18 protein-coding genes are annotated in these 16,759 nt (G+C 35.8%); all 18 read right to left on the bottom strand.

Translation table 11 applies throughout. From position 1 onward, the window contains the following. Position 1: 1 nt before the first annotated feature. Complete coding sequence (locus Q8X41_RS18350; RefSeq protein WP_397537682.1) at positions 2–1,360, bottom strand: aspartate aminotransferase family protein; 1,359 nt, start codon at positions 1,358–1,360, stop codon at positions 2–4. A 325-nt stretch (positions 1,361–1,685) separates the two neighbouring features. Continuing rightward, positions 1,686–2,378, bottom strand: coding sequence for a zinc metallopeptidase (locus Q8X41_RS18345; RefSeq protein ID WP_397537681.1), 693 nt, complete (start codon positions 2,376–2,378; stop codon positions 1,686–1,688). 34 nt (positions 2,379–2,412) lie between these two features. Beyond that, positions 2,413–3,024, bottom strand: a complete 612-nt coding sequence (locus Q8X41_RS18340) for a DUF1405 domain-containing protein (RefSeq protein ID WP_397537680.1) — start codon at positions 3,022–3,024, stop codon at positions 2,413–2,415. Between the two features lie 114 nt (positions 3,025–3,138). Continuing rightward, positions 3,139–3,906: a c-type cytochrome gene (locus Q8X41_RS18335; RefSeq protein WP_397537679.1), complete on the bottom strand. Its 768-nt coding sequence runs from the start codon at positions 3,904–3,906 to the stop codon at positions 3,139–3,141. 44 nt (positions 3,907–3,950) lie between these two features. After that, a complete protein-coding gene (gene qcrB, locus Q8X41_RS18330; RefSeq protein WP_397537678.1) occupies positions 3,951–4,625 on the bottom strand; it encodes a menaquinol-cytochrome c reductase cytochrome b subunit in 675 nt (224 codons plus the stop codon). Positions 4,626–4,646: 21 nt separating this feature from the next. Beyond that, on the bottom strand, positions 4,647–5,150 hold the full coding sequence (locus tag Q8X41_RS18325) for a ubiquinol-cytochrome c reductase iron-sulfur subunit (RefSeq protein WP_397537677.1): 504 nt from the start codon (positions 5,148–5,150) through the stop codon (positions 4,647–4,649). 157 nt (positions 5,151–5,307) lie between these two features. Then, positions 5,308–5,757, bottom strand: a complete 450-nt coding sequence (locus tag Q8X41_RS18320; protein WP_397537676.1) for a DUF2487 family protein — start codon at positions 5,755–5,757, stop codon at positions 5,308–5,310. 48 nt (positions 5,758–5,805) lie between these two features. Continuing rightward, on the bottom strand, positions 5,806–6,357 hold the full coding sequence (locus Q8X41_RS18315; protein WP_397537675.1) for a ReoY family proteolytic degradation factor: 552 nt from the start codon (positions 6,355–6,357) through the stop codon (positions 5,806–5,808). A 17-nt stretch (positions 6,358–6,374) separates the two neighbouring features. Beyond that, positions 6,375–7,628, bottom strand: coding sequence for a tetratricopeptide repeat protein (locus tag Q8X41_RS18310; protein WP_397537674.1), 1,254 nt, complete (start codon positions 7,626–7,628; stop codon positions 6,375–6,377). A 318-nt stretch (positions 7,629–7,946) separates the two neighbouring features. Then, positions 7,947–9,233, bottom strand: a complete 1,287-nt coding sequence (aroA, locus tag Q8X41_RS18305; RefSeq protein ID WP_397537673.1) for a 3-phosphoshikimate 1-carboxyvinyltransferase — start codon at positions 9,231–9,233, stop codon at positions 7,947–7,949. Positions 9,234–9,250: 17 nt separating this feature from the next. Next, positions 9,251–10,351 carry a prephenate dehydrogenase gene (locus Q8X41_RS18300; RefSeq protein ID WP_397537672.1) on the bottom strand — a complete coding sequence of 367 codons (1,101 nt, stop codon included), beginning with the start codon at positions 10,349–10,351 and terminating at the stop codon, positions 9,251–9,253. Next, on the bottom strand, positions 10,348–11,448 hold the full coding sequence (gene hisC / locus Q8X41_RS18295; protein WP_397537671.1) for a histidinol-phosphate transaminase: 1,101 nt from the start codon (positions 11,446–11,448) through the stop codon (positions 10,348–10,350). Before hisC ends, Q8X41_RS18300 begins: the two co-directional genes overlap by 4 nt. A 27-nt stretch (positions 11,449–11,475) precedes the next feature. Continuing rightward, on the bottom strand, positions 11,476–11,838 hold the full coding sequence (gene aroH, locus Q8X41_RS18290; protein WP_397537670.1) for a chorismate mutase: 363 nt from the start codon (positions 11,836–11,838) through the stop codon (positions 11,476–11,478). After that, entirely contained in the window at positions 11,831–12,925 is a 1,095-nt protein-coding gene (gene aroB, locus Q8X41_RS18285; protein WP_397537669.1) for a 3-dehydroquinate synthase, read from the bottom strand. The genes aroH and aroB overlap by 8 nt, the downstream gene beginning before the upstream one ends. 2 nt (positions 12,926–12,927) lie before the next feature. After that, positions 12,928–14,109, bottom strand: a complete 1,182-nt coding sequence (aroC, locus tag Q8X41_RS18280) for a chorismate synthase (RefSeq protein ID WP_397537668.1) — start codon at positions 14,107–14,109, stop codon at positions 12,928–12,930. Positions 14,110–14,350: 241 nt separating this feature from the next. Next, a complete protein-coding gene (locus Q8X41_RS18275; RefSeq protein WP_397537667.1) occupies positions 14,351–15,121 on the bottom strand; it encodes a CheR family methyltransferase in 771 nt (256 codons plus the stop codon). A gap of 140 nt (positions 15,122–15,261) precedes the next feature. Then, positions 15,262–15,681, bottom strand: a complete 420-nt coding sequence (ndk, locus tag Q8X41_RS18270) for a nucleoside-diphosphate kinase (protein ID WP_397537666.1) — start codon at positions 15,679–15,681, stop codon at positions 15,262–15,264. An 89-nt stretch (positions 15,682–15,770) separates the two neighbouring features. Next, complete coding sequence (hepT, locus tag Q8X41_RS18265) at positions 15,771–16,745, bottom strand: heptaprenyl diphosphate synthase component II (protein ID WP_397537665.1); 975 nt, start codon at positions 16,743–16,745, stop codon at positions 15,771–15,773. Positions 16,746–16,759 lie beyond the last annotated feature (14 nt).

Here is a 16,759-nt window from a genome sequence, read left to right as displayed (position 1 = left end):
CTTATTTTGTTGCTACTTTTTGAGTTAACTGTTGTTGTATTTCTAGTACAACTTCTTTAACAATAGCAATCATTTTATCTACTTCTTCACCAGTAATAATTAGCGGTGGAGAGAAGCATAAAATGTCTGTTTGTTCATAGGTTACTGCACGACAGATAACACCTTTTTCATGCAATGCTGCAACAATACGTGGAGCTACCCCTAACTCCTTTGCAAAACGTTCATTTGTTACTGGATCTTTGACAAATTCAATAGCTCCTAACAAGCCTTTTGCACGTACATCTCCAACAATTGAAGATGAAGCTTTAATTTCTTGGAATCCCTTTAGTAAACGGTCTCCCATTAATGCTGAATTTTCAACAAGTTCTTCTTGCTCCATAATTTCAATATTCTTAAGTGCTACTGCGGCACCTGTAGGATGTCCACTATAAGTAAACCCATGGAATAATGTGCCAACAGATTTTTCTTTTAATACTTCATGGACATTATCTTTTACAAGTACACCACCTAATGGGAAATATCCACTTGTTACGCCTTTTGCGAATGCAAGTAAATCAGGTTCAACCCCATAATGCTCTACTGCAAACATCTTACCTGTTCGTCCAAAACCTGTAATTACTTCATCGACATGCATTAAAATTCCATATTCATCACATAACTTACGTACTTCGATTAAGAAATCGTCTGGTGGAATTAAAACACCACCTGCCCCCTGAATTGGCTCGGTCATAAATGCTGCAATTGTTTCTGGACCTTCGTTTTCAATTGTTTCACGAATAGACTGGATAGATGCAGCTGTTCCAATTTCATACGGTGATTTGGCATGTACAAAACCATTCATTGTAACACCAGCCATATCCCAAAATTCAGGAATACCTGTTGCACTCGTTGCTCCAGCAGATACTCCATGATAGCCTCGATTCATTGCTACAATTTTATTTTTTTCCGGTTTCCCTAAAATCCTCCAATAATGACGGATTAGCTTAATCGCAGTATCATTTGACTCAGAGCCACCAGATGTTAGGAAGACTGCATTTAAGCTAGGTGGTGCAAGTTCTGCAATTTTCTTCGTTAATAATATTGCTGGTTCATTACTAAATGTAGAAAAACATGAACTGTATGCTAATTGTTCCATTTGTTCTTTTGCTGCTTCTCCAAGTTCTTTACGGCCATGTCCAATATTGACATTCCATAATGATGACATAGCATCAATATATTCTTTACCTTCTGTAGAAGTTAAATAGATTCCTTGACCTTTTTCAAAAATAACCTTTGCACCTTTTGCTTGCTGTTCTTGAATTGATGTAGTTGGATGAATAAAATGTTGTTGATCCCATTTCACTAACTCTTTCGTATTCAAAATAATTCCCCCTTATGATTTGCTAATTACCAGATACTAAAATGATTTTCTGCATAATAAAAGCCAGCTCAAAAAAGCAGCATAAAGCTACACTTTTTGGAACTGGCTGATACCTGCGATTTAGATAGCCTGTAATGCATTCTAACAGGTTAGGCAGTATTATCATTTTTTATAGCATATCATATCCCGATCGAATTGTTAATAATTTTCCGAAATTTTTAATTATTTTCTGCACTATGTACACTTTTTCTTTTTTCGAAAACAAAAAAAACTAAAAAAACATTTATGATTAGAACAAACTAACCATAAATGCTTTTAGATATTTCTATTCATCTCTGTTATTCATACCTGTATAAATTAACAACAAACGTAACAATTCCATAATAGCTGTTGCTGCCGCTGCTACATATGTTAAGGCTGCTGCGCTTAATACTTTTCTAGCATGTGGTTCTTCTTCATTGCGAATGATACCTAAACTAACGACTTGGTTAAGAGCTCGTTTTGATGCGTCAAATTCCACTGGTAACGTTACTATTTGGAAAAGTACACCTATTGCAAGTAGTATTATACCAACAAGCATTAATGATCGCATTGATGAACTAAGCATACCTATCATTATGAAAATCCAAGAAACATTTGAAGAAATGTTCGCTGCAGGTACTAGTTTTGAACGAAATGTTAAGAAAGCATAGGCTTCCTTATGTTGAATTGCGTGTCCACATTCATGCGCTGCAACCGCTGTACCAGCCACTGAAGCGTTGTGATAATTATCTGAAGATAGTGCTACTGTTTTGCTTGTTGGATCATAATGATCGGATAAAACTCCTGGAGTTTCTACAACACGAACATTACTTAATCCATTATTGTCCAAAATGGTTCTAGCTACTTCTGCACCTGTCATGCCAGACGTGGAACGAACTTCTGCATAACGTTGATACGTTTTCATCACTTTACGCTGAGCATATAGTGGTAACAACATTAATACAAGAAAATATACGATATACATTGCTATTGACAATTATATCATCCTCCTATTACTAGATAATTTTATTTTAAAGGTAATTATTTTTACTCGCAAACGAAAACCGTTTCTGTGAAACAAAATATGCTAGTGTAATACAAGCAATGGATAACCAAAATGTGAAATAACCAATTTCCGCCATATACTGAGCAAGCATACTGTAAATAGGCATTTGACCAAAAACATAGTCAATCACATCATTATGCAACGTCCAAATTGCTGCAATACCTACATGAGTAATTTTAATATCATACATTGGAATATATAATATTGCTTGTACAGCCATTGCGAAATGAGAAATAACAAGCATCCAGCCAAGATAACCAATTGAACCCATTTCTAATAATGCTAATATATTCATCACCACTGCCCAAAGTCCATACTTCACCAATGTAATCAGTGCTAACGCTTCTATTAACCGCCAGTTTTTATCGAATATCCATCCTATCAGTGCAATAGAGAAAAACAAAGTTGCTGTTGGACTATCTGGTACAAAAATATAAAAGATTGGTTCTGTTATAGATAATTGTCCACCATACCAAATATATCCTCCAATTGTACCTAAAATGTTAACTATCAACAACATCCAAAGAAAAGTCTTATTTGATAATATGTTCCAAATAAAAATGAATAATTTATTCATCATTGACCCCTTTTAAAAAAATTTTATTAAATATGTTATAACCTTTTTTAGTATTGTACGTCTATGTATATGCATAGAAAAAAGAGCCAGTCTCCTGACTCTTCTTTCTAACAATTATTCTGCTTTTAAACTAGAAATGAATTTTGCTAATTTTTGAAGATCTTCGTCTGATCCTTTGTATTGACCAGCAGGCATAGTACGTATACCTTCATGAGCAATTTTAGCGATTTCTTCTGGAGCCAAACCTGTATTGGTTAAATTAGGACCTGCTCCACCTTGAAGTTTATCACCATGACAGTTGATACAAGATTGTTTAGCATATACTTTGTATCCTGGATCTTCTTGGTTAATTTCAACTGCTTTAACAATTTGACCTTGTTTTTTAGCAGCAGCCCAGTCGTGATTTACTACTGATTCCCAAGTTAAGTAAACCATAGAAGCAAGTGCTAATAACATAAATGCTACTGGCAGCGGGCGTTTAAGTGGTCTACGTTCTGGACCTCTATCTAAGAATGGCGCTAACATTAATGCACCAACTGCAATAGCTGGAACAACAATTGCACCAATCGTATTGTAAGGGCCTGAAGCATATTCATATTTAAGTAATTGATATAAGAATAAGAAATACCAGTCCGGCATTGGAATATAACCTGTGTTTGTTGGATCTGCTTGTCCCTCTAATGGAGATGGATGAGCAACTGTTAAAATTAAATAACCAACTAAGAAAACCGCACCAACCATCCATTCTTTTAATAAGAAGTCTGGCCAGAATGGTTCCGTTTTGCCAGGATATTCGGAATAATCTGGTGGATATACGTTTTTGTTATCCTTTTTTGGAACACGCGTATCTCCTACGAATTTCATTCCTTTTCCTTTATGCATTTTGTCCCCTCCTTAAGGAAATATTAGTGGCGAAATTGTATGTTCTACAATGGGCCAGATATCCCTTGTCTACGAATCATGACAAAGTGTGCAGCAAGCAACGCAAGTAAGCAAGCTGGTAAGAAGAATACATGAATCGCAAAGAATCTCGTTAATGTTTCTGCACCAATGATATTAGCATCACCAGCTAACAATATTTTAATTGCCTCACCAATAAATGGAACTGACGCTGCGATTTGAATACCTACTTTTGTAGCAAATAATGCTTTCATGTCCCAAGGAAGTAGGTAACCTGTAAAGCCAAGGCCTAACATTACGCAGAAGATTAGAACCCCAACAATCCAGTTTAATTCACGAGGTTTTTTATAAGAACCTGTAAAGAATACACGTAATGTATGAAGGAACATCATAACAATTACGAGGGAAGCGCCCCAGTGGTGCATACCACGCACGATTTCACCGAATGCTACCTCATTTTGAAGGTAGTAAACAGATTTCCATGCATTTTGAATATCGGGTACATAGTACATTGTTAAGAACATACCAGATAAGATTTGAATAACAGTAACAAAGAACGTTAAACCCCCGAAACAATATACGAATGCAGAGAAATGATGTGCAGGGTTTACGTGCTCTGGAACTTCATGGTCGGCAATATCACGCCATATTGGTGTAATATCAAGACGCTCATCGACCCAATCATAGATTTTATTAAGCACTGTTTTCGTACCCCCTTACAATTATACTAGAGTGTTTGCTCTTGTTTTTCCGATCATTAATAGACCGTCTTTTTCCTTTACTTCAAACTCGTCTAACGGACCAAGAGGCGGTGTACCCGGAATGTTTTTACCAGTTTTTTCATAACGACCTCCGTGACATGGGCAATAGAATTGGTCTTTAAATTCTGGAGCACCATTCCAGTTAACTGTACAGCCTAAATGTTTACATACAGGTGAAAGTGCGATAATTTCATCGCCATTTTTATAAACCCACGCTGTGTTTGTAACATCTGATTTGTACCAAGCGTCAACTTGTTCAAATGTAAAATCTACTTTTACAGGAGTTTCAGAAAGTTCTGTAACTTTTTTATCTGTTAGTATAAAGTCGCCCCCTGGTTTCTTTTGTAGAATTGGGTCAACTGCAAAGCGAGCCATTGGCATTAACATACCAGCTGCCATGAAACCACCAACACCTGTTAATGTGTAGTTCAAAAATTGACGTCTTGTGACACGATTGTTACTCATCCTTTTCCCCCCTCTAACTTCAGGTAAGTCCAATGGACCAAACTTATACAAAATAGTAAAACTAGGACATATCTATGATATATCAACTAAAATGTTAGGTCAATAACGCAATTAACTGTTTTATGTTCATTTGTGAACATTTGTTGAAAGAAAAATGCTACTGTTCTGACCATTTTGAAGATAGCATTGGTATGACTTGTCTTAACTGATCACTTAGTACTGATTGTCTAATCTTCTGATCCATATCACCTAATGGAATAGACGGTAACCATATGACGTCGTAATTTGGCACAATTTGATTCCATTCATGGTCTGACGTTACAAAGAAAACATATTTAAAACCAGCAGCAATTAATTCATCATGGATGGCAATGATTATATCTTTTCTTGACATAGACTTGGTATATGTAATTGGAGATGTTAAAACAATACGTCCTTTGAATTGTTGCTCAATGAAATTAGTTATTGACATTAAGAATTCTGCCCCAGAAGCACTCTGTTTTATACCTAAATCTGAACCTTCTAAAATAACTAACGGAACAATAGCCGTGTCAATAAACTCTTTTTGCTTTAAAAATGAATCAATATCTTTACTTGTCCAAAACATTAAAATTCCTCCTAAAAGTAAAACTTCATCCAATGATGGATGAAGTTTTTATTTTTCCACATTTTTTATAACATTTAATAATGCAGACAACTTATAAAACTTCTCTTTGTCATTTTGATCTAGTGCTTCATCGATTTGTTTTAAAATGGCTTCTTCTTGAAATGTTTTCATACTATCTTTTAAAATTTCCTCTGCTAGTTGACGATCTGATTCGCTAATTTGTAAATAGTTTGGCATATAAGGATTTTCCTCTAATACCGTTAAGTACTCACGACTCGGTGGCACTTTTGGAAAATTTAATTGTATGAACATTTCCTCATCTGGGTGAAGCCTCAAATCATGGAAGGATTTTTCCGCATCTGCTGTCATAATGTTACCTCGATAGAAGCGAAATGGTATGCCCGATGAATCCGTTGTTGACATGACCATTGCTCGTGGGCAGTAATGTGCTTCTTCAACAAAATGAATATGTTCTAATAATTCATCATGACCAAGCAGATAATTTAAAATCCATACACACTCACGTCGTTTCATTTGGTACTTTTTTAAAAACCAGCGGACAAATTCTTTTTTGTCCAAGACAGAAACGGATGCGGTCATTTTGTATGAGCCTCCTCTCATTCAAAAGTTTGTAAAAGGTCTTGCCAAGTCGGTTCATCTGGTTGCAATGCGATCAACTGATTGACTACTGCCTGTGCCTCTTCACGTTTACCATCTTCAATTAAGAAATAAGCATACTTTTCAAGGAACAATGGATCTTCCTTATGGTCATTATATGCTAATTGATAAAAATCGTATGCACGTTCATAATTTTCTAATCGATCATATGAGACGGCTGCAAAAGCTGATAAAGTAGACCAGTCAAAGCTTTCTTGTTCTAGATGTTCAATCAACTCAATAATTTCTTCGTCTCTTTCTTCCTTAGATAAAATTGACACAAGCGTAATAATTGCCTCCATATACTCACTATCTAATGCAATTGCTTGGCGCAAATATTCTTCTGCTTCTTTAGGTAAACTATTTTTTAGAGCCATTTTCCCTGCGAATAAATACAATTCTTTATCATATTCATCACGAGTTAATCCCTCTCTAATTATTTCAAATGCCTTTTTATTATTTTCAAGCATTGCATAACTTTGAGCTAATAATAAATAAGCAGAGAAATAATCCGGGTCTAATGTTTTTAAATCTTCAGCATAGTGTATTGCAGTTTCATACATTTGTGACTGAAACGCAGAATATGCAGCTCCAAATAGTAAATCAGGAGATGTATTATCTTCAAGCGCTTTTTTATAAAAGGTTAGCGCTTCTTCAAAAGCAGCACCAGCACGATGTACTTCTGCTAAACGTTCAACTAAACGAACACCTGCGATCTCTGTTTGCGCTTCGTATAATTCATGATATTTGCGAGCAGCTTCCGTAAAACGTCCCATTTCCATTAATAATTCTGCTTTTGAGAAATGTAATAATGGTTCATCTGGTAATAAATCTAATGCTTCATTTATACGTTGTTCAGAAACTTCATATAACCCTTGCATTTGATAGTAGTCTGCTAAAGCTAATAGAACTTGCGGATATTCTGGTGCATCTGGGCTAATGGACATAAATAAGTTTAATGCCTCATCCTCTTGCTCTCGCTCCATCAAAAGTGTTGCTCTATCAATTTTAAGTTGTGCTTCATCTGGAAATAAATATTGTAAGTGTTCTAATAATTCATCCGCTTCATCTAAAAAGCCAAAATTCATAAAGAAACCTACTACTTCATATTGCATATCAGGGTCTACCTGAATTTTAAAATCTTCAAGAAGATTTTGAATGCCTTCTAAATCACCTTGTTGAATAGCATCAATCATTTTTTTCTGTATATCCATTTTGTCACCTGATTCTTCTATTTATACCGGATACCTGTACGTTCCGCTTTTAACTTATCCAGCTTTTGACTCCAGCCTCTCGGGGTAATATAACCTCAACCCTATGAGGCCAAAAAATGCCTCTTCGTGTTGAGAACTTTTACCTGTCAGTTGCCCACTTGATGTGGGTCAGATCGCAGTTGCCAGTATATGGCGAACTTATGCTATCTCCACTTAATGACTGGCGCCCTTCGCTTTTAACATTATGCTACATGACTGAGGCTTTATACACAAGGAAAAACTCTCCTAATATAGGAGAGCTCCATGCAAATGAATCTATTAAATTATTCTTATTAAATCTTCAAAGAATGTTGGATACGATACTGCGATGCAATCTGCATCATCTAATTGAACAGCTCCATCTGTTAATAAGGAAGCTATGGCACCCATCATACCAATTCGATGATCTCCATATGTTTTGAGTGACGCACCGTGAAGTTCTTCTACTCCATGGATTATCATACCGTCTTCTGTTGCTTCTATATTCGCACCTAATTTTTTCAACTCTTCTACTACTGCAGTAATACGGTCAGTTTCTTTTACTTTTAATTCAGATGCATCTCGTATAATGGTTGTCCCTTTTGCCTTTGTAGCAAGTAAAGCAATAATGGGGATTTCATCGATTAATCGAGGGATTAATTCTCCATCAATCGTTGTTCCCACTAATTCAGATGTTCGAATAGTAATCGTACCAGTAGGTTCAGCAGCATTTTCATCATCCACTATTATATCCATATTAGCTCCCATTACGTTCAGGACATCAATAATTCCAGTACGTGTATGGTTGAGACCAACATTGTGTAAAGTAATTTCACTATTTTCTGCTGTTGCACCTGCTACTAAAAAGAATGCTGCTGAAGAAATATCGCCTGGTACATTTACATGTGTCGCATGTAATTTTTGACCACCTTTATAGGAAACGGTACCATTTTCTACGTTTATTTCTGCTCCGAATTGACGAAGCATTCTTTCTGTATGATCACGTGAAATATCTTTTTCGTGAATGACTGTTGTTCCCACTGCATTTAAACCAGCAAGCAATATTGCAGATTTAACTTGTGCACTAGCAACTGGCATCGTATATTCAATTGCTTTTAATGGACTACCCTTGATAGCTAAAGGTGTATATTGCCCATCCATTCTTCCTGTTATTTTTGCCCCCATGTCTCGAAGGGGGGCAATAACGCGTTTCATTGGTCTTTTTCCAATAGAAGCATCACCGTTTAAAATGGAATGAATAGTAGATCCTGCTAGTAGCCCTAACATTAATCGAGTCGTTGTACCAGAATTACCCGTATACAAAATATCGACAGGTTCTTTCCAGTTGTCCATCCCCTTACTATTGATCACTATATCTGTTCCATTTAGCTCAATTTCAACACCTAATTTTTTAAAGCAATCAATCGTACTTAAACAATCATCACCTAGTAAAAAACCACTTACTGTTGTACGTCCTTCAGCAATACTGCCAAACATAATGGAACGGTGAGAAATAGATTTATCCCCTGGTACTGTAATTTCGCCTTTTAATGAAGGCTTATTATAAATTAAGTTCACCTCTGCCAAATTCAACGCACCTACCTTTATGAAATATATACCTCATATGGACTGCGTCTCTCGATACAAGCAGCCGCTTTTTCTCTGTCTTCTGTATTTTGAAAACTAACTACTAATATACCAAATACATCTTCTCGTGTTTCTACAATTCGGATATTCGTGATACTAATACGCTCATCTGCTAAATATGCTGTAATTTCAGCAATACTACCAGGATAGTCAGGTACATCAATATATAAATCATATGTCGAATAAAGTGCACCCTGTGCTGTAACAGGAAGATCGTCTCTGAAACTCTTTGCTTCTGCAAAAAAAGATTCAATTTGTACATCGTCCCCACTTTCCAAAAGTGTTTGAACTCTATACATTTCCTGTTGCCAGTTAGCAAGTTGATTTGTGATTTGCTTACGATTTTGAAGCGTAATATCTCGCCATAATATCGGATTCGATGAAGCTACTCTTGTTATATCCCTAAAACCACCTGCCGCTAGCATCTTAGTTAAGGTATTACCTTCACTTTCTTGAGCCAGCTGATGAACTAAAGAAGCTGCAACAATATGTGGAAAATGACTCACTACAGACGTCATTTGATCATGTGTATCCGCTAAAACCGTCATAAGCTTTGCTCTCGTATATTGTAGTACCTCTTTTAACTGCTGAACTCTACTATCGTCCTCATCTTCATGTGGTGTCAACATATAATAAGCATTTTCAAAAAGGTATGGCTTTGCAGCAAGTACTCCACTTTTATGGGAGCCTGCCATTGGATGTCCTCCAATAAATGTAATACCTAATTGTTTTAACTCTACTGCCTTTTGCATAATCAGTGATTTTGTACTTCCTGTATCGGTAACTATCAAATTCTCGGGAACATCCCAAGTTTTCATTTTCTCCATCCACTCAATCGTGGCGTTAACAGGTGTCGCAAAAAGTAGGATGTCTACATTTTTTACTGCGACCTCTGGTTGTTTCGTCACATCTTGCACTACACCTAACACTTTAGCACTTTGAAGGGTATTATCATTTGCATCATAACCAATCACTCGAACATTCGGTGATTTTTGAAGAGCTAGTGCGATTGAACCGCCTATTAAGCCGAGCCCTACGACAAGGACTGTATGCTTCAAGCAATAACGCCTTCTTCTTCTAAGATTGCTGTTAATTGTGTTAGTAAGCCTTCATTTTGTGTTTGTGTGCCAATTGTGATTCGAATATAGCCTGGTGTTCCAAGAGCATTACCGCTTCTAATGATAAAACCACGTTGCATTAATTTTTTGAATATAACATCACTGTCAGCTTTTACTTCAATTAAAATAAAATTCGTATCTGTTGGATAGTAGTGTAAGCCATGTTCATCACAATAAGTTTCAATTTGCTTTTTGCCCTTTGTATTTTCGACGCGACATTTTTCAATATATTCTTGATCTTGTAAAGCAACTTGAATAACAGCTTGGCTTAGTACTGTATTATTAAACGGTCCACGGACTGGATCCATTTTCGCAATTATATCTTTGTTTGCAGCTCCATAACCGACACGGAATGCAGCTAATCCGTAAGCTTTAGAAAAAGTTCTTAAAATAATGATGTTTGAATAATCATGAATATATGAAATAGTATCTTTGTGATTATCATTTGTGACATATTCAAAATAAGCTTCATCTAATACTACTAATACATTTTTAGGAACTTGATCTAAAAATGCTTTTAATCTTACATCTTCAATCACAACACCTGTTGGATTATTTGGACTACATACCCAAACTACTGCCGTATTTTCGTCAATTGCTTTGAGCATGGCATCTAAATTATGGTTACCATCGTTTAACGGTACCTCACGAATTTCTGCACCTTCAATTCTCGCATTTAATGCATATTGAGAAAAGGTTGGATTCCCCATAACTGTATTTACACCAGGATGTAATAGAGCACGAGAAATAATGCTAATTAATTCATCTGAGCCATTTCCGAAGATTAGTTCATCTCCTGAAACTCCAAGATGCTTTGCAACCGCTGCTCGCATATCAGTAGCATACCCATCTGGATAGAGGGCGAAGTTAATGGATTCTTTTGCGATAAACTCATGTACTTTTGGAGAACAACCAAAAGGATTTTCATTTGAAGCTAATTTGACAATTTCATCTAAGCCGAACTCTTTTTTGACCTCATCAATTGATTTACCTGGTTGATAAGCTTGCATACCATTAATTTGGTCTTTCCATTTCATAAAACCATCTCCTCTTTCTCAACTTGGTTATTTTGTTAAGTCTGGTCGTAATTTAACAGCATCATTTAAATAAATATGTTGAATATCCTTTTGTGTAACTTCCGTATTTACATGTACTAATGCTCGAATACATAATGGTAATGCCCCAGGTACATTCATCTCATGCATGCACATAACAGGTACATAATCCCAATTAGGTAATGTACGAACTGCCTTTGCAGGAAATGCAGAGACAATATCTGGTGTTGTAGATATAACAACTGAAGCAACATCTTCTGGATTAATTTGATTTGCTGCAATAATACTTTGCATTAATTTGGTTGTATCTTGTAAAACAAGATCTGCATCATCATGCTCAATTGTAATGGCACCTCTTATGCCTCTAATCATAAGCTACCTCCTCTACCAACTCTCTTAAAAGAAGATCAATTTCACGACATTCATCTTGCGAAATTTTTTGCACAAATGGTTGACCAATCTTTTGTAATAGGACAAATTGTAATTCGCCATATTCTGCCTTTTTATCTTTCATCAAAAAAACTAGTAGTTCTTCGAAGGTGAATTTTGCTACTGCGTCAAATGGATAACCATTTCTCAATGCAAATTGTAAAAATTCCTTTGTAAACTTACGTGTTACCTCACCATAGCGTTCGCTAAGTAGTAAAGCATACACCATTCCAATCATCACAGCCTCACCGTGAGCTAATTTCCCAAAACCAGATGCTGCCTCCATCGCATGACCATATGTATGACCAAAATTCAAATATTTACGAACAGAATGCTCTTCCTCATCTTGTTCCACAATATTAGCCTTCACACGAATACCTTGTTCTAGATTTTTCTCTAATTGTTCTTTGGATAAACCAAGAATAGACCTGAAGCCCATTAATTGATGTAACCATTTTTCGTCTGAAATTAAAGCATGTTTTATAACTTCAGACATTCCAGATCGAACCTCACGCTCTGGTAAACTCTCAAGAAAATCAATATCAAAAATGACACTTTTCGGTTGATAAAAAGCTCCAATCATATTTTTTCCTAATGGATGGTTTATAGCTGTTTTACCACCTACCGCACTATCATGAGCAAGTATGGTCGTTGGTATTTGTATGAATGGTACACCTCTCATAAATGTTGCAGCCACGAATCCTGTTAAATCACCTACAGCTCCACCACCAAAAGCAAATAGGAATGATTTACGTGTACATTTTTGTTCTAGTAAAAAAGATTGAGCAGCAAAGTAATTGTCGAAAGTTTTACACGCTTCCCCACCTGGTAAAACAAAAACTTCAAATGGATATGGAAAATCATTTGTGAACTTTTCTTTATGAATTTGCCATATATGTTCATCCGTAAAAACAATTAGACAATCTGCTTTTGCAATTGTTTCTTCCAATGATTGAATGGCTTTAGTTAAGTTACCACTGCCAATTTGTACTTCATAAGCATGTGATTGTGCTTTAACAGGAATATTCATTTTTAAAACTCCTTCGTATATTGCTTCATGGCTTCAATTTGTGCTTTTAGTTGTGATATTTGATCACTGTGGAATTGTTCAACGATTGCTTTTGCAGTTTCAAATGCAATTACATGTTCAGCAACGACTGAAGCTGCAGGAACAGCACAGCTATCTGAACGTTCTACACTTGCTTTGAAGGGTTCTTTGGTATCAATATCTACACTTTGTAGTGGTTTATATAATGTAGGGATTGGTTTCATAACTCCACGTACAACAATTGGCATTCCTGTAGACATCCCACCTTCAAGTCCTCCAAGGCGATTGGTGCGACGTGTATAGCCATTTTCTTCTGACCAAATTATTTCATCGTGAACTTCACTACCCTTTAAGTGTGCCATATCGAACCCTAGACCAAATTCAACGCCTTTAAAAGCATTAATACTTAACATGGCTGCTGCTAATTTGGCATCTAGTTTGCGATCATACTGTACATATGATCCAATTCCAGCAGGTATGCCTTCTACAATTACTTCTACAATACCACCAATTGAGTCACCTGCTTTTTTCGTAGCGTCAATGGCCTCAACCATCTTCGCGGAAGCTTCAGGATCTGCACAATAACATGGATCCTCTTCGATAATTTCACGGATCTCATTTGCGGATTTACCAACAGTTGTTTGTCGATCTGCAATAATCCCACCAATTTCTGTTACGTGAGATACAATACGGATTCCAAGTTCATTTAATAATGCTTTTGCTACAGCTCCAACTGCCACACGGACAGTTGTTTCCCTTGCAGATGAACGTTCAAGTACATTTCTTAAATCACGATGTCCATATTTCATCCCACCTACTAAGTCTGCATGGCCTGGGCGAGGTCTTGTAATTTTTCTTTTTATATCATCTGGATTGACGCCCTCTGGAAGAGGTTCTGCTCCCATAATTTTTGTCCAATGGGTCCAATCATCATTTTTTACAACTAAAGTAACTGGAGAGCCAAGTGTTTTGCCATGACGAACACCAGAAGTAATTTCTACAGTATCTGTTTCAATTTGCATACGGCGTCCTCTACCATGACCTCCTTGACGTCGTTTTAATTCTTTATTAATCATCTCAGCAGTTAATGGTAACTGAGCTGGTAAACCTTCTATAATGGTTGTTAGTTGTGGTCCATGTGATTCTCCTGCTGTTAAATATCGCATAACACTTTCTCCCTTCAACTCGTTAAAGTATATGTTTTTCACTATAACACATTTTACTGTAAAAAAGCAGTATGTTTACTGGAATTTTAATAATAATCATTCAATTTATATTTTATATCTATTATCCTGTACCTTGTAATCACTTCAGCTGATACAGATGTGTTCCCTTAAAAAAAAACCGCTTTTCTCAAATAATATTCGAAAAGCGACTTTGAAGTTTTGCATAGAATATATGTAGTTTTTACATTTTCTTATAAAAGAATGTATCTTCTATATCAAATGAATATCTTGATGGATTAAAAATTTGCTCTGTACTTCCAACAAATAGCACTCCACCTGAACGAAGAGAATTGCTAAAGTTTTGGTAGATTTGATCTTTTGCCTCTTCTGTGAAATAAATCATCACATTTCTACACACAATTAAATCATAATGATGATCGTAGGCGTCCTTTAATAGATTATGCTTCTTGAATGTCACTGTTCTCTTAATCTCATCTTTCACTTTATAAAATGAGCCTTCTTTATCAAAATACTTTGTTTTAATATTAGCAGGAACTTCTGTAATTGAGCGTTCTGGATAAACACCCGCTTTTGCTTTTGCAATAGCATTTTCATCTAAATCAGTTGCCAAAATGGAAATTTGAGATAAAGGCAGATAATTTGATAATACCATTGCTAAAGAATAAGGCTCCTCACCAGTTGAACATGCTGCGCTCCAGATTTTTAGTCTCTTATTACTTTGTAAAAGTCTAGGAAATATTTTATCTTGCAGTACTTCCCAACGCTTTCCATTTCGATAAAATTCTGATACATTAATCGTCATTCGATCTAAAAATTCATCGAGAAGTTCACGATTTTTTTCAATACCTTTGAAAAATTCACTAAAACTATTGAACCCTCTTTTTTCATAAAGAGAAGTCAATCGTCTTTTCATTTGCGCTTCTTTATATAAAGCTAAGTCGATGCCAGTCTTACGTTTAATATTTGTAATAAATTCTTCGTAATCAGTCATATGAGTCTCTTTCCTCTCTTTAGTCCTATATCTATTATACCGAATTGAGTATAATTCATAAATAGAATAAATTGAGAGATTATTGAAAAAATATAGTATAAAAAAACTGTTCATCCAAAAGATGAACAGTTTTTTAGAAACTAGTGTAATTCGTCTGCTTTGAAGAATAAACCAATTTCGCGTTCTGCTGAAGCTAATGAGTCAGAACCGTGGATTACGTTTTCTGATACTGTTGTAGCGTAGTCACCACGAATTGTTCCTGGTTGAGATTCAGCTGGGTTAGTAGCGCCCATCATAAGACGTGCAGTAGCGATAACGTTTTCGCCTTCCCATACCATTGCAAAAACTGGACCTGATGTGATGAATTCTACTAATTCACCAAAGAAAGGACGTTCTGCGTGTTCAGCGTAGTGTTTTTCAGCAAGCTCTTTAGAGATTGTCATAAGTTTAGCACCTTTAAGTACGAAACCTTTACGTTCGAAACGGTCTACGATGTCACCAACTAATTGACGATTAACACCGTCTGGTTTTACCATTAAAAATGTTTTTTGAATAGCCATTGTAAAATTACAACTCCTTAAGATTATCTAGGGTTTAGACCCTACTTGAAAATATTATCATTGAACGACATATTGTTCAAGATTTACTGTTAAAATTTACGTTTCCCCATATATAAAGCAATATCTCTTAGAGATTTTTTAACAGAGTTATTAGGTAATGCATCTATTTCTTCCAAAGCTTTTTGTAAATAAAGATTACTAATATGATAAGATTCCTCGATAGCATCTGATTTTCGGATTTTTTTCAAAAAAGCTTGTCTTTCGTCTTCATTCATCGTACCTTCTAATGCCTTATCAATCAATGGACGAATATCAGCATCGTCTTTTACTAATAAAACTGGAAGTGTGATATTACCTTGCATAAGATCACTGCCCGCTGGTTTACCAAGTTGTTTATCTGTTGCAGTTAAATCAAGGATATCATCAATAATTTGAAACGACATTCCAACATAATACCCAAAGCGCTTTAAATGATTTGCAACCTGCTCTTCTGCTCCAGCAGCAACAGCACCTAAATGGCAACTAGACGAAATTAATAATGCCGTTTTGCGCTTTATACGTCGGAAATAGTCTCTAATATTTTGCTCTAAGTGCATTTTATCTTCAATTTGAATAATTTCACCTAGACAAATTTCGACCATTGTATTTGATAGAATTTCATGTGCCTTTTGAGTTTCAATTTTGGTCATATATTCTAAAGCTTTAGCAAATATAAAATCTCCTGTATACATAGCTACACGATTATTCCATTGTGATTTAACTGTCGGGCGACCTCTTCGAAGTTCTGAATCATCAATTACATCATCATGTACAAGAGAAGCCATGTGGATTAACTCTAGCGGTACCGCTACATTCTTCATTTGATGAATATCGTATTGACCAAATTTTGCACCTAGCAAAACAAAGACTGGACGAATACGTTTCCCTCCAGCTTTCAGCAAATGGAGAGAGGCATCTTTCAAATAGTGTGAAGATGAATCCAACGCTGTTTCTAATTCTTTTTCGATGATTCTTATGTCTGATTGTAAATCAGCATAAAGAAGTTTTAACTTCATCTTTTCCACGCGTATAAACCTTC

Origin of the sequence: Rummeliibacillus pycnus (assembly GCF_044359855.1) — a bacterium.
GTDB classification, from domain to species: domain Bacteria; phylum Bacillota; class Bacilli; order Bacillales_A; family Planococcaceae; genus Rummeliibacillus; species Rummeliibacillus pycnus_A.
Note: the sequence above shows the minus strand (reverse complement) of the source record. Positions and strands in the feature narration are given on the sequence as shown.